The 26,100-nt window shown below is 64.9% G+C and carries 26 protein-coding genes; 10 read left to right on the top strand and 16 right to left on the bottom strand.

What is annotated here, in order from left to right; translation table 11 throughout:
• Positions 1-87: 87 nt before the first annotated feature.
• Positions 88-1,152 (bottom strand): ABC transporter substrate-binding protein, encoded by a 1,065-nt coding sequence (locus tag CHB99_RS18535; protein ID WP_042127916.1) that lies wholly within the window; start codon positions 1,150-1,152, stop codon positions 88-90.
• 334 nt (positions 1,153-1,486) lie between these two features.
• On the opposite strand from CHB99_RS18535, the gene CHB99_RS18530 reads away from it, so the two are divergent.
• Positions 1,487-2,200 carry a UTRA domain-containing protein gene (locus CHB99_RS18530; protein ID WP_042127918.1) on the top strand — a complete coding sequence of 238 codons (714 nt, stop codon included), beginning with the start codon at positions 1,487-1,489 and terminating at the stop codon, positions 2,198-2,200.
• Here the strand turns inward: CHB99_RS18530 and CHB99_RS18525 are convergent.
• The 7 genes from CHB99_RS18525 to minC form a co-directional block, all read right to left on the bottom strand.
• Positions 2,197-4,338 carry a mechanosensitive ion channel family protein gene (locus CHB99_RS18525; protein ID WP_042127977.1) on the bottom strand — a complete coding sequence of 714 codons (2,142 nt, stop codon included), beginning with the start codon at positions 4,336-4,338 and terminating at the stop codon, positions 2,197-2,199. The two genes, CHB99_RS18530 and CHB99_RS18525, sit on opposite strands and share 4 nt — an antisense overlap.
• Positions 4,339-4,385: 47 nt before the next feature.
• Positions 4,386-4,550 (bottom strand): hypothetical protein, encoded by a 165-nt coding sequence (locus tag CHB99_RS29815; protein ID WP_167335883.1) that lies wholly within the window; start codon positions 4,548-4,550, stop codon positions 4,386-4,388.
• A 122-nt stretch (positions 4,551-4,672) separates the two neighbouring features.
• A complete protein-coding gene (locus tag CHB99_RS18520) occupies positions 4,673-5,962 on the bottom strand; it encodes a M18 family aminopeptidase (protein WP_042127920.1) in 1,290 nt (429 codons plus the stop codon).
• A gap of 163 nt (positions 5,963-6,125) precedes the next feature.
• Positions 6,126-6,761, bottom strand: coding sequence for an RluA family pseudouridine synthase (locus tag CHB99_RS18515; RefSeq protein ID WP_042127922.1), 636 nt, complete (start codon positions 6,759-6,761; stop codon positions 6,126-6,128).
• Between the two features lie 95 nt (positions 6,762-6,856).
• Entirely contained in the window at positions 6,857-7,111 is a 255-nt protein-coding gene (gene minE, locus CHB99_RS18510) for a cell division topological specificity factor MinE (RefSeq protein ID WP_042127924.1), read from the bottom strand.
• Positions 7,112-7,114: 3 nt separating this feature from the next.
• Complete coding sequence (gene minD, locus CHB99_RS18505; RefSeq protein WP_042127926.1) at positions 7,115-7,927, bottom strand: septum site-determining protein MinD; 813 nt, start codon at positions 7,925-7,927, stop codon at positions 7,115-7,117.
• A 103-nt stretch (positions 7,928-8,030) separates the two neighbouring features.
• Positions 8,031-8,789: a septum site-determining protein MinC gene (gene minC / locus CHB99_RS18500; RefSeq protein WP_042127929.1), complete on the bottom strand. Its 759-nt coding sequence runs from the start codon at positions 8,787-8,789 to the stop codon at positions 8,031-8,033.
• A gap of 121 nt (positions 8,790-8,910) precedes the next feature.
• On the opposite strand from minC, the gene CHB99_RS18495 reads away from it, so the two are divergent.
• A complete protein-coding gene (locus tag CHB99_RS18495; protein WP_042127931.1) occupies positions 8,911-9,837 on the top strand; it encodes a lipid A biosynthesis lauroyl acyltransferase in 927 nt (308 codons plus the stop codon).
• Between the two features lie 26 nt (positions 9,838-9,863).
• Positions 9,864-11,039, top strand: coding sequence for a patatin-like phospholipase family protein (locus CHB99_RS18490; RefSeq protein WP_042127933.1), 1,176 nt, complete (start codon positions 9,864-9,866; stop codon positions 11,037-11,039).
• A 137-nt stretch (positions 11,040-11,176) separates the two neighbouring features.
• Here CHB99_RS18490 and CHB99_RS18485 read toward each other — a convergent pair whose 3' ends face one another.
• Both CHB99_RS18485 and CHB99_RS18480 read right to left on the bottom strand, forming a co-directional pair.
• Entirely contained in the window at positions 11,177-11,962 is a 786-nt protein-coding gene (locus CHB99_RS18485) for an MlaA family lipoprotein (RefSeq protein ID WP_042127935.1), read from the bottom strand.
• Positions 11,955-13,253: a serine/threonine protein kinase gene (locus CHB99_RS18480; RefSeq protein WP_042127937.1), complete on the bottom strand. Its 1,299-nt coding sequence runs from the start codon at positions 13,251-13,253 to the stop codon at positions 11,955-11,957. The genes CHB99_RS18485 and CHB99_RS18480 overlap by 8 nt, the downstream gene beginning before the upstream one ends.
• A gap of 238 nt (positions 13,254-13,491) precedes the next feature.
• Here CHB99_RS18480 and CHB99_RS18475 point away from each other — a divergent pair, with 238 nt between their 5' ends.
• Positions 13,492-13,854: a hypothetical protein gene (locus CHB99_RS18475; RefSeq protein WP_042127939.1), complete on the top strand. Its 363-nt coding sequence runs from the start codon at positions 13,492-13,494 to the stop codon at positions 13,852-13,854.
• Between the two features lie 120 nt (positions 13,855-13,974).
• Here the strand turns inward: CHB99_RS18475 and CHB99_RS18470 are convergent, their stop codons facing one another.
• Entirely contained in the window at positions 13,975-15,525 is a 1,551-nt protein-coding gene (locus tag CHB99_RS18470; RefSeq protein ID WP_042127941.1) for a glycoside hydrolase family 17 protein, read from the bottom strand.
• A gap of 332 nt (positions 15,526-15,857) precedes the next feature.
• Between CHB99_RS18470 and CHB99_RS18465 the strand changes: the two genes are divergently transcribed.
• The 3 genes from CHB99_RS18465 to CHB99_RS18455 all read left to right on the top strand — a co-directional run bounded on the left by CHB99_RS18465 (position 15,858) and on the right by CHB99_RS18455 (position 18,866).
• Positions 15,858-16,706 (top strand): glycine betaine ABC transporter substrate-binding protein, encoded by an 849-nt coding sequence (locus tag CHB99_RS18465; protein ID WP_042127942.1) that lies wholly within the window; start codon positions 15,858-15,860, stop codon positions 16,704-16,706.
• Positions 16,707-16,899: 193 nt separating this feature from the next.
• Positions 16,900-17,211 (top strand): DUF485 domain-containing protein, encoded by a 312-nt coding sequence (locus CHB99_RS18460; protein WP_042127944.1) that lies wholly within the window; start codon positions 16,900-16,902, stop codon positions 17,209-17,211.
• Positions 17,208-18,866 (top strand): cation acetate symporter, encoded by a 1,659-nt coding sequence (locus tag CHB99_RS18455; protein ID WP_042127946.1) that lies wholly within the window; start codon positions 17,208-17,210, stop codon positions 18,864-18,866. The genes CHB99_RS18460 and CHB99_RS18455 overlap by 4 nt, the downstream gene beginning before the upstream one ends.
• 69 nt (positions 18,867-18,935) lie before the next feature.
• Here CHB99_RS18455 and CHB99_RS18450 read toward each other — a convergent pair whose 3' ends face one another.
• Positions 18,936-19,088 (bottom strand): DUF3309 family protein, encoded by a 153-nt coding sequence (locus CHB99_RS18450; RefSeq protein ID WP_009407510.1) that lies wholly within the window; start codon positions 19,086-19,088, stop codon positions 18,936-18,938.
• A gap of 222 nt (positions 19,089-19,310) precedes the next feature.
• Here CHB99_RS18450 and CHB99_RS18445 point away from each other — a divergent pair, with 222 nt between their 5' ends.
• The 3 genes from CHB99_RS18445 to csrA all read left to right on the top strand — a co-directional run bounded on the left by CHB99_RS18445 (position 19,311) and on the right by csrA (position 20,826).
• Positions 19,311-20,126 carry an SDR family oxidoreductase gene (locus CHB99_RS18445; protein WP_042127949.1) on the top strand — a complete coding sequence of 272 codons (816 nt, stop codon included), beginning with the start codon at positions 19,311-19,313 and terminating at the stop codon, positions 20,124-20,126.
• A 49-nt stretch (positions 20,127-20,175) separates the two neighbouring features.
• On the top strand, positions 20,176-20,511 hold the full coding sequence (locus CHB99_RS18440; RefSeq protein WP_042127951.1) for a YnfA family protein: 336 nt from the start codon (positions 20,176-20,178) through the stop codon (positions 20,509-20,511).
• A 129-nt stretch (positions 20,512-20,640) separates the two neighbouring features.
• Entirely contained in the window at positions 20,641-20,826 is a 186-nt protein-coding gene (gene csrA / locus CHB99_RS18435; RefSeq protein WP_042127953.1) for a carbon storage regulator CsrA, read from the top strand.
• Here csrA and CHB99_RS18430 read toward each other — a convergent pair whose 3' ends face one another.
• The 4 genes from CHB99_RS18430 to CHB99_RS18415 all read right to left on the bottom strand — a co-directional run bounded on the left by CHB99_RS18430 (position 20,827) and on the right by CHB99_RS18415 (position 25,970).
• Positions 20,827-21,054, bottom strand: coding sequence for a YheU family protein (locus tag CHB99_RS18430; protein ID WP_042127954.1), 228 nt, complete (start codon positions 21,052-21,054; stop codon positions 20,827-20,829).
• 180 nt (positions 21,055-21,234) lie between these two features.
• On the bottom strand, positions 21,235-22,419 hold the full coding sequence (locus tag CHB99_RS18425) for an osmoprotectant NAGGN system M42 family peptidase (protein WP_042127956.1): 1,185 nt from the start codon (positions 22,417-22,419) through the stop codon (positions 21,235-21,237).
• Between the two features lie 14 nt (positions 22,420-22,433).
• Complete coding sequence (gene ngg, locus CHB99_RS18420; RefSeq protein ID WP_042127958.1) at positions 22,434-24,179, bottom strand: N-acetylglutaminylglutamine synthetase; 1,746 nt, start codon at positions 24,177-24,179, stop codon at positions 22,434-22,436.
• 3 nt (positions 24,180-24,182) lie between these two features.
• Positions 24,183-25,970 carry an N-acetylglutaminylglutamine amidotransferase gene (locus tag CHB99_RS18415; RefSeq protein WP_042127960.1) on the bottom strand — a complete coding sequence of 596 codons (1,788 nt, stop codon included), beginning with the start codon at positions 25,968-25,970 and terminating at the stop codon, positions 24,183-24,185.
• Positions 25,971-26,100: the final 130 nt, after the last annotated feature.

Below are 26,100 nucleotides of genomic sequence, written 5' to 3'. Positions count from 1 at the left end.
CAAGCTCGCTCCCACAAGGCCAGGTCAGCGCTGTTCCTGTGGGAGCGAGCTTGCTCGCGAAGGGCCGCATAGCGGCCCTGGAACCACTTATTCCATCTCGATGATGACCTGCTCCTGCCACTTCTGCGGCAGGGCCTTGGAGGTGGCCTCCCAGGCCGCGGCGTCCTTGATCGGCTGGGCCGCGCGGTACTGCTCGTTCGGCAGCAACTTGGCCTGCACCTCGGCCGGCAGCGTCAGGTGCTCGGCGCGGATCGGACGGGCGTGACCGATCGCCAGGTTGGTCTGGCCGGCGTCGCTGAAGATGTATTCGCGGGTCAGCTTGGCGGCATTCGGGTGCTTGGCGTACTTGTTGATGATGGTGGTGTAGCCGGAGATCACCGAGCCATCGGACGGAATCAGCACTTCGAAGCGGTTCGGATCGATCTGCTGGCGGTAGCTCAGGCCGTTGAAGTCCCAGACCACGCCGACTTCCACTTCACCCTTTTCCAGGGTCTGGATGGTCGGGTTGGCCAGCGACAGGCGCTTCTGCTGGGCCAGCTTGGTGAACAGCTGCAGGCCCGGCTCGATGTTCTTCTCGTCGCCCTTGTAGGCGATGGCCGCGGCCAGCACGCCGTTGGCGGCCTGGGCGGCGGTGCCGACGTCACCGATGGCGACCTTGTACTTGCCCTTTTCCAGGTCATGCCAGGTTTTCGGGATGTCGGCTTCCTTCACCAACTGCTTGTTGACGATGAAGGCGATGGTGCCGGTATAGGCCAGGGCCCAGTGACCGTCCTGGTCCTTGGCCCAGTCCGGGACCTGGTCCCAGGTGCTCGGCTTGTACGGCTGGGTCACGCCCTTGGCCTTCGCGATCGGGCCGAAGGCGGCGCCGACGTCACCGATATCGGCGCTGGCGTTGTCCTTCTCGGCGTCGAACTTGGCCACTTCCTGGGCCGAGCTCATGTCGGTGTCCATGTGCTTGAGGCCGTACTTGCTGGCCAGGTCGGCCCAGGTGCCTTTCCAGTTGGCCCAGGCATCGGGCATGCCGACGCTGTTCACGGTGCCTTCCTTGCGGGCGGCGTCTTCCAGGGCTTTGAGGTCGGTGTCGGCGGCGAACGCCGTGTGCGACAGGGCAATGCTCGCGCCTAACAGAGAGGCCAGGAAAAGCTGTTTCATCCGAAGCTCCTTAATGGGTGCCTTGCACAACGTGAGAGGTTGGGGCGTGCTGTGTTTCGGTTGGTCTAGGTCAGCAATACCTGAGCCAAGGTAGGCAAGTTGCGTGACAGTTTGATGTCGGGGAATGTGTCGACTGACCTTGGCAATACAGCGTAGACCACGGCAAAAACCCCGCCTGCCGTGGCTTTCAAGGCGGTCGTGGGCAACCGTTCGGCGCCGCTGTCATCTGCGCTTCATCTGCATTGCCTAAGCTCAAGGGGTTTTTCCGGCACGGCATTTGCGCACCATTGCGGTACGGATGCGATGCTGGACTAGTCCAGACAGGAAGCCTTTGATGCACGCACTGCCGACCCGCGCGGTTACAGCGATCTGCCATGCCTTGCAGGAGCAGATCGAACACGGCCTGCTCCCGCCGGGAAGCAAGCTGCCCGCCGAACGCAAGCTCAGCGACGTGTTCGACACCACCCGCATCACCCTGCGCGAAGCGCTGGTGCAACTGGAGGCCCAGGGCCTGATCTATCGCGAGGAACGGCGCGGCTGGTTCGTCGCGCCCGAGCGGCTGACCTATGACCTGATCGAACGCAGCCATTTCCACGCCATGGTCCGTGATCAGGGGCGCGTACCCGCCACCGAACTGCTGTCGGCGCGCCTGCAGCCGGCCGCCGCGGCGATCTGCGCGCGCCTGCGCTTGCCGGCGCTGTCCAGCGTGATCCAGATCTGCCGCCTGCGTCGCATCGACGGGCGTGCGGTGCTGTATGCCGAGCATTACCTGAATCCGGAGTACTTTCCCGGCATCCTCGAACACGATCTTGGCCAGTCGCTGACCGAGATCTACGCCCGGCACTACGCCATCCACTACGGGCGGGTGTGTTTCGAGATTCTGCCGACCGCCTTGCCCGCCGCCGCGGCGTCGGCGCTGAAGGTGTCACCAGGGAGTGCCGGGCTGCATATCACCCGGGTCAACAGTGATCAGAACGGACGTCTGATCGACTGCGACCTGGAGTACTGGCGGCACGATGCGATCCGCATTCGCGCCGACGCGGGTTAGTCCTTCGCGGTGCCGCTGCCGTCCGCGGAGGTCAGCACCTGCACCGAAAGGCGTGGCGTGGCGAGGTCCAGGCCGGCCTCGTCGAGCTGGCGCTTGAGCGCCAGGTTGAATGCGCGGGAGACTTCCCACTGCTTGATCGGCGCGGTCTTGAAGCGCGCGCGCAGTACCGCCGAGCCGGATTCGAAACTTTCCACTCCCTGAAACTCCAGCGGCGACCAGATATTGCGGCGCTGCAACGGATCGGTGCGCATCTTCTGGCCGACGTCCCGAACCAGGGCGATGGCCTGATCGATGTTCATGCTGTGGGGGATGGCGATGCGGAAGATCGCGTAGCCGAACTCGCGGGAGTAGTTCTTGATGCTCTTGATCTCGCTGAACGGGATGGTGTGGACGATGCCGTCGATGTCGCGCAGGCGCACGGTACGGATGGTCAGGCCCTCGACGGTGCCCAGGTGGCCGCCGACATCGACGTAGTCGTCGATGGCCAGGGAGTCCTCGATGATGATGAACAGACCGGTGATCAGGTCGGCCACCAGCGACTGCGCGCCGAAGCCGATGGCCAGGCCGATGACGCCGGCACCGGCCAGCAGCGGGGTGACGTTCATGCCCATGTTCGCCAGCGCGACGATCAGGGCGATGATGGCGATCGCCACGAACAGCACATTGCGGATCAGCGGCATCATGGTCTGCGCCCGGGCGTTGGCCAGGCCCTTGCGCGAGCGGGTCAGGGCGTGGTGCACGGCAGTGTCGGCGAGGATCCACACCAGCCAGGCGACGAGCAGGGTACCGGCCAGGCCCGCCAGGCGCATCGCCACTTCATGCCCCTCGCCCTCGGCGAAGGTGATCAGGGAAAAGCCCCAGACCCGCAGCCCCAGTTCGATGAACAGCAGCCAGATCGTCAGGTGCACCAGGGTGTAGCCGAAGCTGCGCAGGCGTTCCGCATACACCGCCTGGCGCCGGTTGGCGCGCCGCGGCTTGAGCGCCTGGCGGCGCACCAGGCCGTTGATCACCATGCACAGGATCACCAGCACCGTGCACATCAGCGACTGGCGCAGGGCAGTGCTGGTATCGCCGGCGGAGACGAAGGTGGCGAACAGGGAAATACCCACCAGCACCAGCGCCGGCAGGAACCAGAAGCTGCCGAGCACTTCGATGGTGTCGCTCAGCGCGCGGCGCTTGAGGCGCTGGGCCAGCGGCTGGTTGCGGATCAGGTGGGCGATCGGGCGGCGGAAACGCAGGATGAACAGCGCGGTGGACAGCGCCGCCAGGACATTGGCCAGGGTCGCCAGGGCATGCGCCAGGTGGGTGCCGAGGGCCAGGTACAGGCGCGGATCGTTCATCGCCTCGCCAAAGGCGGCGAAGCTGCCGATCAGCCACAGCGGGCGGAAAGCCTGGTGCCGGAGGATGTGCAGGGCGCGGTGGCGATGTGGACCGTCGAGCAGGGAAAAGGCGATGACGCAGATGGCCGAGAAGCAGGTGCCGACCACCAGCGCATAGGCCAGGACCATGGCCATGGATTTGCCCAGCGAAGACGGCAGGGCGAAGCTCAGGTACACGGTGATCACCAGCGCCACCAGCCAGGGGCCGAGCTTGCGCAGGGCGAAACGCACCAGATCCCAGGTGCGCGGATGCTGGGGCAGTTCCTCGGTCAGACCGAACTTCAGCCGCAGGCGGTGACCGGCCCAGTTCAGCGCGTACGCCAGCAGGCTCCACAGCGCGATGATGGCGATGAAGCCGAACAGCAGGCTCGGCAACTGCTGCACCGGCACCTTGAGCGCGGACAATTCGATCTGCGCCAGTTCCATCTCGTCGGACCAGCGCTTGAACGGACTGGCCTCGCCGCTGAACTGCTTTTCCAGCTCGGCGAGGGTGCCGCCGATCAGGCCCAGCACACCCTGTTCGGGCTCTGGCTGGGCCTTGCGGGTGCTGTCGCGGAGCTTTTTCAGGTCGTTCAGCAGGCGCGTGCGCTGCTGGTCGTTTTCCAGGGTGGTGATGACTTCGTCGAGGGACTTGCCCAGTGGCTCGCTGGCCTGGGGTTGTGCCGGGGTGCCGCCGAGCAGGCTGGGCAGGCCCGCGGCCTGGGCGGCGGTGCCGCAGAGAAGCAGCAGGAAGGCGAGAACACGCAGGAAAGCAGGCACTGGACGATCGACCTCGAACACTTGATCGGCGCAGTGTAGAGCATTTCTCAGGCGAGTTTTTCCAGGATCTTCCACACCATGATGCCGAGGATCGACAGCATGCCGAGCCACATCATCAGCACCCCGGAGTTGCGCTCGCGGTTGTTGAAACCGATGGTCAGCAGGATCAGGCCGGCGAGCACCGGAAGGAACATCGATTGAAATGCGGACATGCGCACGGTCCTTCTTTTTCCTCGGAAACGTCAGGCAAGAGCATAGGCGCAAAACGACCGAAGCGGCTTGATCGGTGTCACGGATTGGGGAAAAGGGCGGGGCAGAGCGCCCCGCGCCGGGTTCAGGGCAGTTCGCGCGTGCGGTAGAAGGCGGTGAGTACCTTGACCAGATGAGCGAGGTCCTGGCTGCCGCACAGCTCGCGGATCGAGTGCATGGCGAAGGTCGGCAGGCCGATATCGACGGTGCGCACGCCCAGGTGGCTGGCGGTGATCGGGCCGATGGTCGAGCCGCAGCCCATGTCGCTGCGCACCACGAAGCTCTGCACCGGGACTTCCTCGGCCATGCACAGGTGGCGGAAGAAACCGGCGGTTTCGCTGTTGGTGGCGTAGCGCTGGTTGTTGTTGACCTTGATCACCGGGCCGGCGTTGAGCTTGGGACCGTGGTTGCCGTCGTGCTTGTCGGCGTAGTTGGGGTGCACGCCGTGGGCGTTGTCCGCCGAGACCAGAAGCGAGCGCTGGATGGTGCGGACGAATTCGTCACCGTCCGGCAGCAGGCGGCGCAGGGTCTGCTCCAGCATCGGGCCGTCGGCACCGCAGGCCGAGCAGGAGCCGACTTCCTCGTGGTCGTTGCACACCAGCACGCAGGTCTCGTCGCTGTCGGCATTGAGCAATGCCTGCAGGCCGGCGAAGCAGGACAGCAGGTTGTCCAGGCGCGCACCGGCGATGAATTCGCCGTGCAGGCCGATCAGGGCGGCGTCCTGGGTATCGTAGAAACTCAGTTCGTAATCCAGCACCACGTCGGCGTTGAGGCCGTGCTCGCGGGCCAGTTGCTCGGTGAGCAGGGCGCGGAAGTCGACGCGCTCGTCACCGGCGACCTGGGCCAGGATCGGTGGCAGTTCGGTCTGCGGGTTGATCGCCCAGCCTTCGTTGGCGCTACGGTTGAGGTGGATCGCCAGGTTGGGGATCACCGCGATCGGCAGCTTGAAGTCCACCAACGCGCTTTCCACCTTGCCGTCGCGGCGGAAGGTGACACGCCCGGCCAGGGACAGGTCGCGGTCGAACCAGGGGGCGAGCAGGGCGCCGCCGTAGACTTCCACACCCAGTTGCCAGAAACCGTGGCGTTGCAGCTCGGGCTGCGGCTTGACCCGCAGGCACGGGCTGTCGGTGTGGGCGCCGACCAGGCGAATGCCATCGAGCAGCGGCGAATGGCGGCCGAGCTTGATGGCGATGATCGAGGAGTCGTTGCGGGTCAGGTAGTAGCGGCCACCGGGCACCGTGGCCCAGCTGTCGCGCTCGTCCAGGCGCTGGTAGCCGGCGGCTTCGAGGCGCTTGGCGAGGCTCGCGGTGGCGTGGAAGGGCGTGGGGGAGGCTTTGAGGAATTCAATCAGGCCGTGGTTCAGGGCGTCGCGCATAGGTCACTCCAGACAGCAGTGGGCGCGAGTTTAGCGCAGATGCGTACGGCTTTGGCACCGTGTTGAGCCTATCGCGGGCAACGCCCACTCCCACCGGTTCTGTGGTGCATGGAGTCCCTGTGGGAGCGGGCGTTGCCCGCGATAGGGGCGCCACGGTTCCGGATCAGAACGGCGCCGGGCACTCGAACTTCAGGCGCTCGCCCGTCACCGGATGGGTGAAGCTCAGCATCGAGGCATGCAGGCACAGCCGCTCATGGGCTGCCAGCGCCTCCGGATTGGCGTATAGCCGATCCCCCAGCAGCGGGTGCCCGATCGACAGCATGTGCACGCGCAACTGGTGCGAGCGCCCGGTGATCGGCGTCAGCTCGACACGGCAGTGATCGCCGCAGCGCTCGACGATGCGCCAGAAGGTCAGCGCATGCTTGCCCTGTTCGTGATCGACCACATGCCGCGGCTTGGTCGGCGGGTCGTAGCGCAGGGGCAGGTCGATGCTGCCGCTGTCGAGCGTCGGTTGGCCCCAGCACAGCGCGGTGTAGGCCTTCTCGGTCTCGCGGTCGTGGAACTGCCGCGACAGTTCTCGGTGGCTGTCGGCATTGCGGGCGAGAAGAATGATCCCCGAGGTTTCCCAGTCCAGGCGATGGACGATCAGGGCATCGGGATAGCCGTTTTCCTGCAGGCGGGTGATCAGACAGTCCTTGTTGTCTTCGGCCCGGCCGGGCACGGAGAGCAGCAGGGTCGGTTTGTTGACCACCAGGATGGCGTCATCCTCGTGCAGGATGTGAACGTTGGACAGCGGCATTGCGTGTTCTCTTGAAATGCCAACGGCGACGGTCGAACCCGAAGCTTTGCAGCCTGGGCCCGGCCGTCGCCGTGGCGGTTACCCGAAGACGCCGATCAGCGGTCGGGCAGGGTGATGTTGAGTTCGAGAATCGAGCAACTGCCCTGGTTCTCCAGCGCCACCTGCACGTCATCGTTGCCGATGTTGACGTACTTGCGGATCACTTCCAGCAGCTCCTGCTGCAGGGCCGGCAGGTAGTCCGGGGTGCTGCGTTGTCCGCGCTCGTGCGCCACGATGATCTGTAGACGCTCTTTCGCAACCGACGCGGAACTCTGTTTTTTGCTGGCACGAAAGAAGTCAAAAAGGTTCATGGGTCAATTGCCTCCAAACAGGCGCTCGAAGAATCCCTTCTTCTGTGCGTCGATGAACCGCAGGTCCACGGTCTTGCCCAGCAGGCGGTCGACGGTGTCGCTGTACGCCTGGCCGGCATCGCTCTGGTCGTCGAGGATGACCGGAACGCCCTGGTTGGAAGCCTTGAGTACCGCCTGGGATTCGGGAATGACACCCAGCAGCGCGATCGAGAGGATTTCCTTGACGTCGTCGACGCCGAGCATCTCGCCCTTGCTTACGCGCTCGGGGTGGTAACGGGTGATCAGCAGGTGTTCCTTGATCGGGTCTTCGTTCTGCTCGGCGCGGCGCGACTTGCTGGCCAGCAGGCCGAGCATGCGGTCGGAGTCGCGAACCGAGGAGACTTCCGGGTTGGTCACGACGATGGCTTCGTCGGCGAAGTACATCGCCAGGTGCGCGCCTTTCTCGATACCGGCCGGGGAGTCGCAGACCACGAATTCGAAGTCTTTCTTCAGTTCCATCAGCACGCGCTCGACGCCTTCCTGGGTCAGGGCGTCCTTGTCGCGGGTCTGGCTGGCGGCCAGCACGTACAGGTTCTCCAGGCGCTTGTCCTTGATCAGGGCCTGCTGCAGGTTAGCTTCGTTGTTGACCACGTTGACGAAGTCGTACACCACGCGGCGTTCGCAGCCCATGATCAGGTCGAGGTTACGCAGGCCGACGTCGAAGTCGACGATGACAGTCTTGTGCCCGCGCAGCGCGAGTCCGGTACCGATGGCGGCACTGGTGGTGGTCTTGCCCACACCACCCTTGCCGGAAGTAACCACGAGAATCTTGGCCAAGGTGTATCACCCCTAAAAATGATGAAAATGGACGCGTGGTCCCAAAAATGCAAAAAACGGCAACTAACTGACTAAGTTGCGCGGAAAATGGCGGCAGTATCCGTTAAAGGCGGGTGATGTTCAACACGTCACCGGACAGGCTGACCTGCACCCCGGCACCCCACAGCGGATCGCGGCGCAGGTCTTCGGAGACCTTGTACTGCCCGGCGATCGACACCAGTTCGGCGGTCATCTGCTGGCAGAAGATCCGCGCCCTGGTATTGCCTTTTATGCCGGCGAGGGCGCGTCCGCGCATTGGCCCGTACACATGGATATTGCCATCGGCGAGAAGTTCCGCGCCCGGACTGACCGCGGACACTACTACCAGATCGCCACCTTGAGCATAGATCTGTTGGCCGCCACGCACAGGCGAGGTGATGATCTTCGTTGGCCGCACCGTTGGCTCAGGCGGCGGAGGCGGTGGCGCGGGGGCGGGTTCGGGCTTTTTCACCGGCTCGATTTCCACCGGGTCCACCGGCCGCTCGCGGGCGCCGGATGGGGGCAGCACCGGCAGGTCGATGGCGATGGCGGCGGCGATGTCCTCGATGCGGCTGGCGCGGATCGCCAGGGTGCGCAGGCCGTGCTGGCGGCAGACACGCATCATGCCCGGCAGATCGACCGAGCCTTCGCCGACCGGCAGCTTGTCCAGCGCCAGCACCAGAGGCGTGTTGCTGAAGAAGTTCGGCGCCTGGGCCACCTTGGCCGCCAGTTGCCTGTCGAGTCCTTCGAGATCGTTCCGGGCAAGCTCCAGCACGGTGATGGCGAGCATGCTGCCCTTGAGCTGGAACACGGGGGCTTGGTCTGGCGTCTGGCTTTGGCTCATGGTCTGGGTCGAGGCGGCTTTGTTGCGAAAAGTGCCCAGACTTATAACGAGAACGCCGGTTAGCCGCAACCCGCGCCGAACCGTTGTAGAATGCCCGGCCTTTTTCTTTCCGGAATCTTGAATGGATCGCCCGCGTTTTCGTCCTTATTTCCTGCACCCGCGTTTCTGGCCGCTGTGGCTGGGGCTCGGCCTGCTCTGGCTGATCGTGCAGCTGCCGTACCCGGTTTTGCTGGGGCTCGGCCGTGTCCTCGGTGCGCTGATGTACCGCGTGGCTGGAGCCCGCAGGGCGATCGCGGCGCGCAACCTGGAACTGTGTTTCCCCGAACTGCCGTCCGTCGAGCGGACCCGCCTGCTCAAGGAAAACTTCGCTTCCACCGGCATTGCCTTCTTCGAAATGGCCATGAGCTGGTGGTGGCCCAAGGCCCGCCTGGCGCGCCTGGCGCACATCGAAGGACTGGAGCACCTGCAGGCGGCGCAACGTGATGGCCAGGGTGCCATCTTGATGGCCCTGCACTTCACCACACTGGAGATCGGTGCCGCGCTGCTCGGCCAGGAACACACCATCGACGGCATGTACCGCGAGCACAAGAACGCGTTGTTCGACTGGGTTCAGCGCCGCGGTCGCGAGCGCCACAACCTCGATTCGCTGGCGGTGGAGCGCGAGGACGTGCGCGGCATGCTCAAGCTGCTGCGTGCCGGGCGCGCCATCTGGTATGCGCCGGATCAGGACTACGGCGCCAAGCAGAGCCTGTTCGTGCCGCTGTTCGGCATCCAGGCGGCGACGGTCACCGCCACCACCAAATTCGCCCGCCTGGGCAAGGCGCGGGTGATTCCCTTCACCCAGGAGCGCCTGGCCGACGGCAGTGGTTATCGCCTGGTGATCCATCCGCCGCTGCAGGACTTCCCGGGGGAAACCGAGGAAGCCGACTGCCTGCGCATCAATCAGTGGATCGAGCAGGCGCTGCGCGAATGCCCCGAGCAGTACCTGTGGGCGCACCGGCGCTTCAAGTCGCGTCCGCCCGGAGAACCGAAGCTGTACACGCGGTAATCATCTTCATTCCAGGGAGTACGCGCATGGCAGCAGCAGAACCGGTCACCGGCCTGATCCTTTCCGGAGGCGGTGCCCGTGCCGCCTATCAGGTCGGGGTCCTGGCGGGTATCGCCGACCTGCTGCCGCAAGGTGCGGCCAACCCCTTTCCGGTGATCGTCGGCACGTCGGCCGGAGCGATCAACGCGGTCACCCTGGCCAGCGGTGCCCTGCATTTCGCCGAGGCGATCCGGCGCCTGACTAGTTTCTGGCAGGGTTTCCGCAGCCACCAGGTGCTGCGCAGCGACTGGCCCGGGGTCGTGCGCCAGGCCAGCCGTTTCGTCGGCCACAGCCTGCTCGGCCTGGGCCGGCAGGTACCGGTGGCGCTGCTGGACAGCTCGCCCTTGCGTGGCCTGCTCACCGAGCATCTGGATCTCGGTGGCATCGGCCAGGCCATCGAGCAGCGCCACCTGCGCGCGGTAGCGGTGACCGCGTTCGGCTACGAATCCGGCCAGGCGGTGACCTTCTATCAGGGCCGTGGCGCCATCGATCCCTGGCTGCGTCATCGGCGCATTGGCCTGCCGACGCGCCTGAGCATCGAGCACCTGCTGGCCAGTTCGGCGATTCCGCTGCTGTTCGCGCCGATCAAGCTCGGCCACGAATACTACGGCGACGGTGCGGTGCGTCAGTCGGCGCCGATCAGTCCGGCGCTGCACCTGGGCGCCAACCGCATCCTCGTGGTGGGGGTCAGCGGCAACCCGCGCGGCCCTTCGGACAGCATGCCGCAGGCGCGGGTCTACAGCGGCCAGCCGCCGAGCCTGGCGCAGATCGGCGGACATCTGCTCAACAGCACCTTCATCGACAGCCTGGAAGACGACCTCGAACTGCTCCAGCGCCTCAATCACCTGAGTCATCTGCTGCCGGCGCAGACTCATCCTCAGCGCCTCGGCCTGGCGCCGGTGGAGGTGCTGGTAGTCGCGCCGAGCCAGCCGCTGGATGAAATCGCCGCGCGCCACCGGCGTGAGTTGCCGGCGGCATTGCGCCTGTTCCTGCGCGGGCCGGGGGCGACCAAGACAAGCGGGGCGGGGGTGCTCAGCTATCTGCTGTTCGAGGCGGGGTATTGCAGCGAACTGATCGAGCTTGGCCGCCGTGATGCCCTGGCCAAGAGTGCCCAACTGCGCAGCTTCCTCGGCCTGCCGGGGGGGCACGGCAGCCCTCTGTAGGAGCTGGCTTGTCGTGTGACGAACCACTGCGAAGGACTGCGAAGCGGTCCCCGATAGCGGTGAGGTCTGGGACCGCGCTGCGGTCCTTCGCAGGCAAGCCAGCTCCTACAGAGGGCCGCGTCGCTCTTTCGATCAGGTCATTCGGCGATCTGCAGTTTGCGCGACTCGGTATAGACGTAGCGCACCTTCTCGTACTCGAACGGCGAGTTCATCTGCCCGTAGCGGAAGTTGGTGGTGTAGCGCTTGTCGATGCTGCGCAGCACCCACAGCTCCGGATGGTCGCTGCTGACTTGCGCGACATTGAGGAAGTTGATCTGGTTTTCCGCGCTGTAGTCCACCACCAGGCCACCGGTGTCACGCAGGTTCGACGGACCGAGGATCGGCAGCATCAGGTACGGACCACCCGGTACTCCCCAGACGCCCAGGGTCTGGCCGAAGTCCTCGCTCTGCTTGGGCAGGCCCATCTTCGCCGCCGGGTCCCACAGGCCGAACACGCCGATGGTGGTGTTGAGCAGCAGGCGACCGGTGATTTCCATGGAACGCTTGCCCTTGAACTGCAACAGGCTGTTGAGCAGGTTGGGCACGTCGCCGATGTTGCTGAAGAAATTGCTCACGCCGCTGCGCAGGATTTCCGGGGTGACGTAGCGGTAGCCGTTGACCACCGGCAGGAACACCCATTGGTCGAAGCGGTAGTTGAAGTGATAGACACGACGGTTCCACGACTCCAGTGGGTCATACACCTCCAGGGCGTTCAGGGTGGCGCGCTCGAACTCGCGCTGATCCAGGCCGGGATTGAATTTCAGTTCCTTGAGCGGTTCGGTGAAACCGTCGGTGTCGAGGGCGCTGGCCGTCGGCGCGGGCTCGTCGGCGAAGGCCGGTGCGGCGGACAGCAGCAGGGCGGTGATCAACAGACGTTTAACCACGGAAGAACTCCAGCATGGCGTCGCTGTTGACGCGGTAATTGAGGTTGCCGCAATGGCCGCCATGGGGGTACAGGGTCAGCCGGTCGCCGAAGGTCTTGCGCAGGAAACCGATGTCGCCGGGGCCGAGGATCAGGTCGTCGGCGTTGTGCATCACGGCGATCTTCGGCGACTTGCTGAGATAGTCCTGCAGGGCGTAGAGGCTGACCTGGTCGATCAGTTGCAGCAGGCTGCCGCCGTCGGTGCGGGCGCGCCACATGGGGATCACCTGCTCGGTCAGGTAGCAGTCGAAGTCGCACTGCAGCGCACGCTTGAAGAACGGCGTCAGGCTGCTGCCCTCGGTGATCGGGAATTTCGGCGGGATGATCAGGCCGCGGCGGTTGATCAGGTCCGAAGTGAAGGCGATATCGGCGGCGGAAAAGCGGAACGAGCTGCCGATCAGCATGGCCATCTGTTCGTTGGACAGGTGCTGGCGCGACTGCTGGAAGTCGTAGAGCAGGGCGTCGTTGAGGTCGATGTAACCCTTCTGCTGGAAGTAGCGGGTCAGCTTGTTGAGGACCAGCTCATAGAAGTTGGTGTGGCTGGTGACGCCCTTGACCTCGGTCTGTACCAGGCGATCGAGGTTGCTGACCGACGTGTACAGGTTCACCGGCGGGTTGAGCAGCAGCACGCGCTTGAAGTTGAAGCTGCGCCGGGTCTCGTCGAGGTGGGCGACGAACGCCGCGTCGAGGGCGCCGAGGCTGTAGCCGCTGAGGTAGAACTCCTTGACCGGCAGGCGCGGGTGCTGCGCGCGCACGCCCTGCATGACCCGGTACAGGTCCTCGGCGTCCTCGCTGCTGACGCCCGGCGTGGCGAAGCGCGAAGCGGCGCTCATGAAGTCGTAGCTGGTCGGCGAGGACAGCTGCACCACATGGAAGCCGGCCTTGTAGTAGAGGCGCTTGAGGTATTCGTTGATGCTGGCGTTGAACGGCGCGCCGGTGCCGGCGATGAGGAAGATCAGCGGCGCTTCGTGGTCCTGGCGGGCCAGGCGGTAGGTCAGCTTTTTCACCGGCCAGAAGTTGTCCGGCAGGGTGAAGGCGCGCTCGGGGCGCAGGTTCAGGGCGTAGTCGTTCTGGGTGATGTCATCGTCCGTGGGCAGCTCGGGACGAAGGTCCGGCGGCGTGGTGGCGATGGTCGCCTCGAAGGGGTTGGTCAGTGGATAGCCGTAGGTGGCGGCATCGATGTCCGCCGCCATCGCGGACGCGCTCAACAGTAGGCCGCCCAGCCAGGCAGCGAGGCGCAGTGGTCGAAACATGACGGATCCCCGGAAAAGACAAAAAACTCGTTGCACCCTAGGACACTTGTGTGACGAAAGAAGTTGCCAAGTGCCACTGTCTTTGTTGCCCCGGATGTTGCCGCGCCGGGCTTGGTCGCGGCAACAACAGGTTGCATTTCCCTTGACGGTAAAAATAGCCGAGGCGGGCGCTTTCGCCTTGCGTAGACGCTCTGGGGGATTATGCTGGGCGCCGATTTTTCTGTTTCTGGAGTACTCCATGTCATTGCGTTTGCCATTTATCGCTTTGTTGCTGTTCCTGCCGCTGTGGCTGGCTGCCAGCTATGGGGTGCGTTACGGCTTCATGGAGGACCCGCAGTGGGTGGGGATCTGTTCGGCACCGGTGCAGGCCTGGGAATGCCAGGTGCGGTCGGTGCTGGGGCTGACCATTCATTTCCGCATCCTGGCCTGGATTGCCCTGGGGCTGGCGGTGATTGCCAGCTTCGTGCCGCGGCGGCCGGGCTGGTGGCTGGCGGTGGCGGCACTGGTGGCGGGGATTCCGGCGTTGGTCTTGTATACCGCGAGCATCGCGGTGTTCGCGGTGGTGCTGGCGGGGTTGAGGTTGGTCAGGAAGACTCGGTAATCAGGCTTTGGGCCTGCTTTGCAGGCCTTCGCAGGCAAGCCAGCTCCTACAGAGGCATCGCGCGTTATCCGTAGGAGCGTGGCTTGCCCGCGAAGGGCCGCATAGCGGCCCCAAAACCATTCACTGCCGGACCCGCAGGCATCTCCACAAAGCGACAGCCATCCCGACGCTGACCACCGCCCAGATCCAGGCCTGCTGGCTTTCCAGCCCTTCCCGGTACAACTGCGGCGCAACCCCCGCGCCGACGATGAAGGTCAGCAACGCCACCTCCGCCCGCGGCACCCGCACCGGCCGCAGCAAGTACACCAGCGCCGGCAGCACGAACGCGGCACTCGGGAAACTGCGATAACGCGGATCGAACACCAGCGCCAGCGTGCTCACCGCCGCGGCGAATCCCGCCGCCACGACCCACCATCCGGCCCGCGCTTCCAGCCAGGCGAACGCCCGCTGGCGCCAGCCCTCGCGGTACGCCAGGGCCAGCGCGCCATGGGCCAGCACCAGCAGGTTCAGCCCCGCCAGCAACAGCACCCACAGCCATTCGCCCATGAAGCGGCTGTTGGTCCGCGCCAGCTCGCCCCACAAGCCGAGACTCGCCGCGCCGATCGCCGCCAGCAGCGGCAGGGCCAGGGCATTGCGCGTCCCCCGCACCGGCCCGGCCAGCACCAGTACGCCGATGAACAGCGCCACCCCGGCCGCCAGCCACTGTGGCCAGTACGCCAGGTTGCTCACCGGCCCTTCGAGCACGCCCTTGTCCTGGCGGTCGGCGTCGTACAGCCCCCAGTAGCCGCCCACCGCGCCTTCGCTGGCGCGTTTCCAGGGCTGGTCGAACGCTTCGATCAGGTTGTAGTGCCAGCCGTTCTGCTCGGCCATGGCGACGAAACCGCGAATGAAACGCGCCTCGTTGACCCGGCTGGGCAGGGCGGTTTCGCGCTGGCGGCCCTCGCTGGGCCAGCCGGTCTCGCCGATGAGGATGTCCTTCGGTGCGAATTTGTTGCCGAATACCTGGCGGATCTCGCCGACGTGGGCAAGGGCATCGTCGATGCCGCGCGGATCGTCCTCCCAGTAGGGCAGCAGGTGAATGGTCAGGAAATCCACCGCCGGGGCGATCTGCGGGTGCTGCAGCCAGAATTCCCAGACATCGGCGTAGGTCACCGGCACCTGCACCTGGCTTTTCACCCGGCCGATGAGCTCGGCCAGACGATCGCCGGTGATTTCCTTGCGCAGCAGCGTCTCGTTGCCGACGATCACCGCGCGGACCACGTCCGGGTTGGCGTTGGCCGAGGCGATCAGGGCGACGATCTCCTTCTCGGTATCCAGCGGATTGCCGTTGACCCAGGCCCCCAGCATCACCTTCAGCCCGTACTTGCGGGCGATGGCCGGGATCTCCTCGAGACCGGTCATGGAATAGGTGCGGATGCACTCGAAGCGTTTCGACAGCAGCGCGAGGTCGGCATCGATGCGTTCCGGACGCAGGGTGAAGGGCTGGTCGAAGGGCGACTGGTCCTTGTCGAACGGGGTGTAGGACGCGCACTGCAGTTTGTGCGTGGCGCTGGCGGCATCGGGCAGCAGCACCGGCTTGCCGAGCCCGTACCAGAGCCCGCCGAGGGCGAACAGGGCGAGCAGGCAGGCGAACAGGTAAGGCGGCAGCGCAGAGCGGGCGGTCGAAGACATGGAGCGATCCGGTGAGGCGACAAAGCCGCCAATACTACCTGCAAACTCCCGCGGATTTTCCTTCGGCATGCAAAGTTCGGGCGGGTTTGCCGGAGGGCCCCGTGTACCGGGCAAGTGCTGGCCATATGGTGTCGTTTCTCGATGTTTCGAGGTCGCTGACAGAGCAGGTTCCTCGCGAGCCGGGGTTGATGATGGACGCCATCAGTACTCCGCTGATGCGGTCCTGGTCCAGGCTTTGAGGCGTGAAGGGGGCGCCGTGCACCAGAACAAGACGTAGCCCGATCTGCGTCGGGCGCTCGACTCTATCCGTGAAGTGACAAGGGGAAGCTTTGATGAAAATGCGACGACTCCTGGGGGCGACCACCGCCCTGGCATTGGCCTTCAGCGCCGCTCAGGCGATGGCCAAGGAAGTGAGCATCGGTTATGTGGATGGCTGGTCCGACAGTGTGGCGACCACCCATGTGGCCGCCGAGGTCATCAAACAGAAGCTGGGTTATGACGTGAAACTCATGCCGGTGGCCACCGGCATCATGTGGCAGGGGGTCGCCACCGGCAAACTCGACGCCATGCTCTCCGCCTGGCTGCCGGTCACTCACGGTGAGTACTGGACCAAGAACAAGGACAACGTGGTCGACTACGGCCCCAACTTCAAGGACGCCAAGATCGGCCTGATCGTCCCGGAATACGTCAAGGCGCAGTCGGTGGCCGACCTCAAGACCGAGGAAGGCTTCAAGAAGAAGATCGTCGGCATCGATGCCGGCTCCGGGGTGATGCTCAAGACCGATCAGGCGATCAAGGACTACGAGCTCACCGGCTACAAACTGCAGGCCAGCTCCGGCGCGGCGATGACCGCTGAACTGGGGCGTGCCTACGACAAGAAACAGGACATCGCGGTGACCGGCTGGGTGCCGCACTGGATGTTCGCCAAGTGGAAACTGCGTTTCCTCGAAGACCCGAAAGGCGTGTATGGCGCCGCCGAGACCGTGAACAGCATCGGCAGCAAGGAACTGGCGGGCAAGGCGCCGGAAGTCGCCGAGTTCCTGAAGAAGTTCTCCTGGCAGTCGAAGGACGAAATCGGCGAGGTCATGTTGGCCATTCAAGAGGGCGCCAAGCCCGACGCGGCCGCCAAGGACTGGGTCGCCAAGCATCCCGAGCGCGTGGCCGAGTGGACCGGCAAATAATGGCTTGATGCCTCTATTCCGAGCCTCCCAGGGCCGCCCCCGGATTTTCCGGTGGGCGGCCTTGTCGTTCATGGGTTGTTACCGGATTCGCAAGAGACTGTTACATCTAAGACTAAGGTCGTCTGGAGCGCGTCCATGGGCAGCATAAAGTGGTGACGGGTTCTACCTAATCTGTGCTGCGAGGACAAAAACAATGAACGACAGCATTTACCTCTCGATACAAAACAGCCCGCGGTTCAAGGAGCTGGTGTCAAAACGCGAGCGCTTCGCCTGGATTCTCTCGGTGATCATGCTCGGCCTTTACTCTGCTTTCATCCTGCTGATTGCCTACGGTCCCCAGATTCTCGGATCGAAGATCAGTCCCGACTCGTCGATCACCTGGGGTATTCCCCTCGGCGTGGGCCTGATCCTCTCGGCTTTCGTGCTCACCGGCGTCTACGTGCGTCGTGCCAACGGCGAGTTCGACGAGCTGAACAACGCAATCCTCAAGGAGGCTCAGCAATGATCCGGCGTGTATTGGCAACCCTGGCCATCGGCGCGTTCGCACCCGCCGTCTGGGCCGCCGACGCCCTCACCGGCGAGGTGCAGAAGCAACCGTTGAACGTCGCGGCGATCCTGATGTTCGTCGCCTTCGTCGGTGCCACCCTGTGCATCACCTACTGGGCCTCCAAGAAAAACAACTCGGCGTCCGACTACTACGCCGCCGGCGGTAAGATCACTGGCTTCCAGAACGGCCTGGCGATCGCTGGCGACTACATGTCCGCGGCGTCCTTCCTGGGGATTTCCGCCCTGGTGTTCACCTCCGGCTACGACGGCCTGATCTACTCGATCGGCTTCCTCGTCGGCTGGCCGATCATTCTCTTCCTGATCGCCGAACGCCTGCGCAACCTGGGTAAATACACCTTCGCCGACGTGGCCTCGTACCGCCTCGGGCAGAAGGAAATCCGTACCCTGTCGGCCTCCGGTTCGCTGGTGGTGGTGGCCTTCTACCTGATCGCGCAGATGGTCGGCGCCGGCAAGCTGATCCAGCTGCTGTTCGGTCTGGACTACCACATCGCGGTGATCCTGGTCGGCATCCTGATGTGCATGTACGTGCTGTTCGGCGGCATGCTGGCGACCACCTGGGTACAGATCATCAAGGCGGTGCTGCTGCTCTCCGGTGCCAGCTTCATGGCGCTGATGGTGATGAAGCACGTCAACTTCGACTTCAGCCAGCTGTTCTCGCAAGCCATCGCCGTGCACCCGAAAGGCGAGGCGATCATGAGCCCCGGCGGCCTGGTGAAAGACCCGGTCTCGGCCTTCTCCCTGGGTCTGGCGCTGATGTTCGGTACCGCCGGCCTGCCGCACATCCTGATGCGCTTCTTCACCGTGAGCGACGCCAAGGAAGCCCGCAAGTCGGTGTTCTACGCCACCGGTTTCATCGGTTACTTCTACATCCTGACCTTCATCATCGGCTTCGGCGCGATCCTGCTGGTCAGCACCAACCCGACCTTCAAGGACGCCGCCGGCGCCCTGATCGGCGGCAACAACATGGCGGCGGTGCACCTGGCCGACGCGGTGGGCGGCAGCATCTTCCTCGGCTTCATCTCGGCAGTGGCCTTCGCCACCATCCTCGCGGTGGTTGCCGGTCTGACCCTGGCCGGTGCCTCGGCGGTTTCCCATGACCTGTACGCCAGCGTCTGGCGCAAGGGCAAGGTCAACGACAAGGAAGAGATCCGCGTTTCGAAGATCACCACCATCGCCCTGGCGGTCCTCGCCATCGGCCTGGGCATCCTCTTCGAAAGCCAGAACATCGCGTTCATGGTCGGCCTGGCGTTCTCCATCGCGGCGAGCTGCAACTTCCCGGTACTGCTGCTCTCGATGTACTGGAAGAAGCTGACCACCCGTGGTGCCATGATCGGCGGCTGGATGGGCCTGATCAGTGCCGTGGCCCTGATGGTCCTCGGCCCGACCATCTGGGTGCAGATCCTGCATCACGAGAAGCCGATCTACCCGTACGAGTACCCGGCGCTGTTCTCGATGCTGATTGCCTTCGTCGGTATCTGGTTCTTCTCGATCACCGACAAGTCCAAGGCGGCTGACGAAGAACGCGCGCTGTTCTTCCCGCAGTTCGTCCGTTCGCAGACCGGCCTGGGTGCCAGTGGCGCGGTTTCCCACTGATCCTTGGCGACAATGAAAAAGACGGCCCTCGCGGGGCCGTCTTTTTTTTGCCCGTGTTTCAGGCACGGGTCATATATAGCCGAGCAACAGCAGTATCAGCAGGACGATCAACACCGTGCCTATGACCCCGGACGGCCCGTAGCCCCAGCTCCGGGAGTGCGGGAAGACCGGGAGACCCCCGATCAGCAGCAGGATCAGGATGATGATCAGGATTGTGCCCATGACGGATTCCTCTGGTTTCGGTCGGATGGGCAGACCTGCTGTTCAGGTCCGCTTGTAGTTGCGACTGCTGGCGGACGGAGAAAGTTTAATCGGCCTCGCGCAGCCCCCCGCACCGTCCCGCGTTTTGCCCCCGCCATTCAGCAACCTGATAGCGGTCCAGACTGGCCGCACCCTTCGCTACACTGCCCCTCACCGACCCAAAGCACACAAGGCAGCTGTACTATGCAGAACCGCATGATGATCACCGGCGCAGGCTCCGGACTGGGGCGCGAGATCGCGCTGCGCTGGGCCTGCGAGGGCTGGCGACTGGCATTGAGCGATGTCGGCGAGGAGGGCCTCAAGCAGACCCTGGCCATGGTCCGCGAAGCCGGCGGCAGCGGTTTCATCCAGCGCTGCGACGTGCGCGACTACAGCCAACTGGTCGCCCTGGCCCAGGCCTGCGAAACGCAGTTCGGCGGCATCGATGTGATCGTCAACAACGCCGGCGTGGCCTCCGGTGGCTTCTTCGCCGAACTGTCGCTGGAGGACTGGGACTGGCAGATCGCGATCAACCTGATGGGTGTGGTCAAGGGCTGCAAGGCCTTCCTGCCGCTGCTGGAACAGAGCAAGGGCAGGATCATCAATATCGCCTCCATGGCCGCGCTGATGCAGGGCCCGGCGATGAGCAACTACAACGTGGCCAAGGCCGGTGTGGTGGCGTTGTCCGAGAGCCTGCTGGTGGAACTGCGGCAACTGGACATCGGCGTGCATGTGGTCTGCCCATCCTTCTTCCAGACCAATCTGCTGGACTCGTTCCGCGGTCCGACCCCGGCGATGAAGGCCCAGGTCGGCAAGCTCCTGGAAAGCTCGCCGATCAGCGCCGCGGATATCGCCGAGTACATCTGGCAGCAGGTCGCCCGCGGCCAATTCATGATCCTGCCCCATGAGCAGGGGCGCCTGGCCTGGCATCTCAAGCAGCACGACCCGCAGGCGCTCTACGACGAGATGGCGAGCATGGCGGAAAAGATGCGTGCCAAGGCCCGTCCGGGCCAATCCTGAGTCTATCCATCAGGTATCCTTGGCGCTTTTGCCAGCACCGGGGATACCTGTGACCAATTACCTGCTGTTCTTCCTCGCCGCGGTCTTCGAAATCGCCGGCTGCTACGCCTTCTACCTGTGGTTGCGCCTGGACAAGAGCGCCTGGTGGATCGCCCCGGCGCTGCTCAGCCTGACCCTGTTCGCCCTGCTCCTGACCCGTGTCGAGGCGGCTTACGCCGGACGGGCCTATGCCGCCTACGGCGGGATCTACATCGTCACCTCGCTGCTGTGGCTGGCGTTCGTCGAGAAAGGCCGGCCGCTGAGCAGCGACTGGCTCGGCGCGGCGCTGTGCGTGGCAGGGGCGACGGTCATCCTGCTGGGCCCGCGGTTACACAGCGCGAGCTGAATTTGTAGGACTTTTCGGTAGGCATATTCCGTTACTGTTGTAGGTCAACTCTTTTAGCCAGTCAGAGTATTGAAGCGGACTACACCGAAGACCAGTCTCCGAATTCATCTTGAAATGGAGGATTCGGGAATGTTGGTCATAGGACGCGAGATTGGCGAGGTCATCAACATCGGCAACGACATCAAGCTCAAGGTCATCGCCGTGGACGGTGGCACCGTGCGCTTCGGCATCAGCGCACCGCGCAACGTGGAAATCCATCGCGCGGAGATCTACCAGCGGCTGGTGGAGGAGCTGGGCAAGCAGAAGGCCGGCTGATCAGTCGAACAGTTCCTTCGGTACATCGTGTTTGGGCAGCAGCTGGCATTGCTGGCTGTCCATGTCGAAGAGAATGAAGGCCTGGCCTTTGGCCAACGCCTGGCGCACCCGCAGCACCCGGGTTTCCAGCGGGGTGTCGTCGCCGTTGTCGGTGCCGTCGCGGGTGACGAAGTCCTCGATCAGGCGGGTGAGGGTTTCGGCTTCGAGCTGGTCGTAGGGGATGAGCATGGTGGGGCCTTGCTGGGAATGAACTGGCGATATGCTACGCCAAATGGGGCCGCTCTGCGGCCCTTCGCGGTGGTTCGTCACACGACAAGCCACGCTCCTACGGGGTTTGCGTCACGTAGGAGCGGGGCTTGTCGTGTGACGAACCACCGCGAAGGCCTGCACAGCAGGCCCCGAATCCACCTAATTCCTCTGCCCAAGCACCTCATCCACCGTCGGCACCCGGGTGTCGCTCTCCATCTGCGCGTCATGCTCCAGCTGATGGCTGAAGCGCTCCAGCGAACTCCCCGCCGGATGCGAATCGGTGGCGAACACCGGCGGACTCAACAGATAGGCGCCAAGCAGACGACTCAAGGCCGCCAGGCTGTCGATATGGGTCCGTTCGTAGCCATGGGTCGCATCGCAACCGAAGGCCAGCAATGCGGTACGAATGTCGTGCCCAGCGGTGATCGCCGAGTGCGCGTCGCTGAAGTAATAGCGGAACAGGTCGCGACGTACCGGCAGGTGGTGTTGATTGGCCAGGTGCAGCAGATGCCGCGACAGATGGTAGTCATAAGGCCCCGACGAATCCTGCATCGCCACGCTCACCGCATGTTCGCTGGACTGCTGTCCGGGCGCGACCGGGGCGATATCGATACCGACGAATTCGCTGACATCCCAGGGCAGGGCGCCCGCGGCACCGGAGCCGGTTTCCTCGGTGATGGTGAACAGCGGATGGCAGTCGATCTGCGGTTGCTGGCCGCTCTCGACGATGGCCTTGAGCGCCGCCAGCAGTGCCGCGACCCCGGCCTTGTCATCCAGGTGGCGGGCGCTGATATGGCCGCTTTCGGTGAATTCCGGCAGCGGATCGAAGGCGACGAAGTCACCGATGTTGATACCCAGCGATTCGCAGTCGGCGCGGGTCGCGCAGTAGGCGTCCAGGCGCACTTCGATGTGCTCCCAGCTCACCGGCATCTGGTCGATGGCGGTGTTGAAGGCATGACCGCTGGCCATCAGCGGCAACACACTGCCGCGCAGCACGCCGCTGTCGGTGAACACGCTGACCCGGCTGCCCTCGGCGAAGCGGCTCGACCAGCAGCCCACCGCGGCGAGGCCGAGACGACCGTTGTCCTGCAGCGCGCGCACGCTGGCGCCGATGGTGTCGAGGTGCGCTGAGACGGCGCGGTCGGGGGAGTTCCTGTGGCCCTTGAGGGTGGCGCGAATGGTGCCGCGGCGGGTCAGTTCGAAGGGAATCCCCAACTCCTCCAGGCGTTCGGCGACGTAGCGCACGATGGTGTCGGTAAACCCGGTGGGGCTGGGGATCGCCAGCATTTCCAGAAGGACTTTCTGCAGGTAGTTCAGGTCCGGTTCGGGTAGTGGGGCGGACATAGGCACTCCTTGAGTCATTGCGTCGGCTGGCTGTGCGGGAACAGCAGGTCGACGAAGCGTTCGGCGACGGGTTGCGGCTCGTGGTTGGCCAGGCCGACCCGTTCATTGGCTTCGATGAACACGTACTCCGGCTGCTCGGCGGCGCGAACCATCAGGTCCAGGCCGACCACCGGGATATCCAGGGCGCGGGCTGCCTGCACCGCGGCCTCGGCCAGCGCCGGGTGCAGGCGCGCGGTGACGTCTTCCAGGCAGCCGCCGGTGTGCAGGTTGGCGGTGCGGCGCACGGCCAGGCGCTGCCCGGTCGGCAGCACGCTGGCGTAGTCGAAACCGGCGGCGCGCAGCGTGCGCAGGGTTTCCTCGTCCCGCGGGATGCGACTCTCTCCGCCACTGGCGGCCTGGCGCCGGCGACTTTGCGCCTCGATCAACTGGTCGATGCTGTGCAGGCCGTCACCGATCACCTGTGCCGGATGGCGGATCGCCGCGGCGACGACTTCGAAGCCGATCACCACGATGCGCAGGTCGAGGCCTTCGTGGAAGCTCTCCAGCAGGACCCGGCTGTCGAAGCGGCGCGCCGTTTCGATGGCCGCGTCGAGTTCGTCGAGGCTGGTGAGGTTGACCGCTACCCCGTTGCCCTGTTCGCCATCCACCGGCTTGACCACCAGCGCGCCATGTTCCTGGAGGAACGCCAGGTTGGCGTCGGCATCGCCGGCCAGTCGCTGCGCTGGCAGTTTCAGGCCGGCGGCGGCGAGGGTGCGGTGGGTCAGTTGCTTGTCCTGGCACAGGGTCATGCTCACCGCCGTGGTCAGGTCGCTCAGCGACTCGCGGCAGCGTACCCGCCGCCCGCCATGGCTGAGGGTGAACAGCCCGGCGTCGGCGTCGTCCACCTGGACGTCGATGCCGCGACGGTAGGCTTCCTCGACGATGATCCGCGCATAGGGATTGAGCCCGGCCTCCGGACCCGGGCCGAGGAACAGCGGCTGGTTGATGCCGTTCTTGCGCTTGACCGCGAAGGTCGGCAGGTTGCGAAAGCCCAGCTTGGCGTAGAGACGCTTGGCCTGGCGGTTGTCATGCAGCACCGAGAGATCGAGGTGGCTGAGCCCGCGACTCATGAAGTGCTCGATCAAGTGCCGTACCAGCACCTCGCCGACGCCCGGCCGCGTGGTATTCGGGTCCACGGCCAGGCACCAGAGGCTGCTGCCCAGTTCCGGGTCGTCGAAGGCCTTGAGGTGATTGAGGCCCATGACGCTGCCGATCACCGCACCGCTGGTCTCGTCCTCGGCCAGCCAGTACACCGGTCCGCCCAGATGGCGCGGGGTGAGCAGGGTGGTGTTGACCGGGAGCATGCCGCGGCCCTGGTACAGGTTATTGATCGCCTGCCAGTCCTCGTCGCTCTGCGCGCGGCGGATGCGAAAACCGCGAAACACCCGGCTGGCCGGGCGGTAGTCGCTGAACCACAGGCGCAGGGTGTCGGAGGGGTCGAGGAATAGTTGCTGCGGCGCATGGGCCAGCACCTGCTGCGGCGCCGCGACATAGAGGGCGATGTCCCGCTCGCCGGGACGTTCCTCCAGCAGCGCGGCGGCCAGTTGCGCGGGCTCCGGCCAGGTGTGACCGATCAGCAGCCGGCCCCAGCCGCAGTGCAGGGCGCGCGGCTGGTCGCTGGGCTCGTTGCCGTCCCCGGCCAGGCGCGCCCGCAGGCGTTCGTAGGACGGCACCTGGCCGCGCAGCAGGCGCTGGCCATAAGCGGTTGCGTGGGCTTTCATCGGTCAGATTCCTTGTTCGCTGAGCCACAGGTTGAGGGCTGCCAGTTGCCAGAGCTTCGAACCGCGCAGCGGGGTGAGCTGACCGTGCGGGTCGCTCAGCAGGCGGTCGAGCATCGCCGGGTTGAACAGCCCGCGATCCTGGCTCGGGTCCAGCAGCAGCTCGCGTACCCAGTCCAGGGTCGCGCCTTGCAGATGCTTGAGGCCGGGCACCGGGAAGTAGCCTTTCCTGCGGTCGATCACCTCGCCGGGAATGACCAGCCGCGCGGCTTCCTTGAGCACCTGCTTGCCGCCGTCGGGGAGTTTGAAGCGTGCCGGGATGCGCGCCGACAGCTCCACCAGGCGGTAGTCGAGAAACGGCGTGCGTGCTTCCAGGCCCCAGGCCATGGTCATGTTGTCGACCCGCTTCACCGGGTCGTCCACCAGCATCACCGTGCTGTCCAGGCGCAGGGCCTTGTCCACCGCGTCGCGGGCACCGGGCTGGGCGAAGTGCTGGCGAACGAAGTCGCCGGCGGCGTCCCGCTCCAGCAGCCAGGGCAACTGCACGGTGTCGCGGTATTCGGCGTGACTGCGGTCGAAGAACGCCGCGCGGTAGGCCGCCAGCGGATCGGCGGCGCCGTCCACCTGCGGGTACCAGTGGTAGCCGGCGAACAGCTCGTCGGCGCCCTGGCCGCTCTGCACCACCTTGCAGTGCCTAGCCACTTCCCGCGAGAGCAGGTAGAAGGCGATGCAGTCGTGGCTGACCATCGGCTCGCTCATGGCGCGGAAGGCCGCGGGCAACTGGGTGATGATCTCCCGTTCGTCGATGCGCAACTGGTGATGGCGGGTGCCGTAGTGACGGGCGATCAGGTCGGAATACTGGAACTCGTCGCCGCGTTCGCCGCCGGCATCCTCGAAGCCGATGGAGAAGGTCGACAGGTCTTCCACGCCGACCTCGCGCAACAGGCCGACCAGCAGGCTGGAGTCGACGCCGCCGGAGAGCAGCACGCCGACGTCCACGGCCGCGCGCTGGCGGATCGCCACGGCCTGGCGCGTGCTGTCCAGCACGCGGTCGCGCCAGTCTTCGAGGGTCAGGTCCTGCTCATCGGTGCGTGGTCCGTAGTGCAGGCTCCACCACTGCTGCTGTTCGGCGCGGCCCTGGGCGTCGATGCGCATCCAGGTGGCCGCCGGCAGCTTCTCGACATTCGCCAGCAGGGTGCGTGGCGCGGGGACCACGGCGTGGAAGTTCAGGTAGTGGTTGAGCGCCACCGGGTCGAGCAGCGGGTCGATATCGCCGCCTTTGAGCAGGGCGGGGAGGGTCGAGGCGAAGCGCAGGCGCTCGCCGCTGCGCGACAGGTACAGCGGCTTGACGCCGAGACGGTCGCGGGCCAGGAACAATTGCTGTTTGTCTCGCTCCCAGATGGCCAGGGCGAACATGCCGTTCAGGCGCGGCAGCAGTTGCTCGCCCCAGGCGTGATAGCCCTTGAGCAGGACTTCGGTATCGCCTCTGGAATGGAAGGTGTAGCCCAGCTCTTCCAGTTCGCGGCGCAGTTCGGGGTAGTTGTAGATCGCGCCGTTGAAGGCCAGGGCCAGGCCCAGCTGGTTGTCGACCATGGGCTGCGCCGAGGCGTCGGATAGGTCCATGATCTTCAGGCGCCGGTGGCCCAGGGCAATCGGGCCTTGGCTATGGAAGCCCCAGGCGTCGGGGCCGCGAGGGGCCAGGTGATGGGTGATCCGCTCGACCGCGGCGAGGTCCGCCGGGCGCGATGGGGTGGCGACGGGGGTGAAACGAAACTCTCCAGCTAATCCGCACATAAGTCCTTACCGGTTTTGCCGTTGGGGAAAGTGCCCGAACAACGGGCACTCAGGAACTGACCGGTGGGGATCCTGTGAGTTTTAGATCGATATGGAATAACTGCTCAATGGCTGCCTGGGCCTCATTGCT

Origin of the sequence: Pseudomonas japonica, from assembly GCF_900188455.1 — a bacterium.
Classification (GTDB): domain Bacteria; phylum Pseudomonadota; class Gammaproteobacteria; order Pseudomonadales; family Pseudomonadaceae; genus Aquipseudomonas; species Aquipseudomonas japonica.
This window is presented reverse-complemented; position numbering and strand designations above follow the sequence as displayed.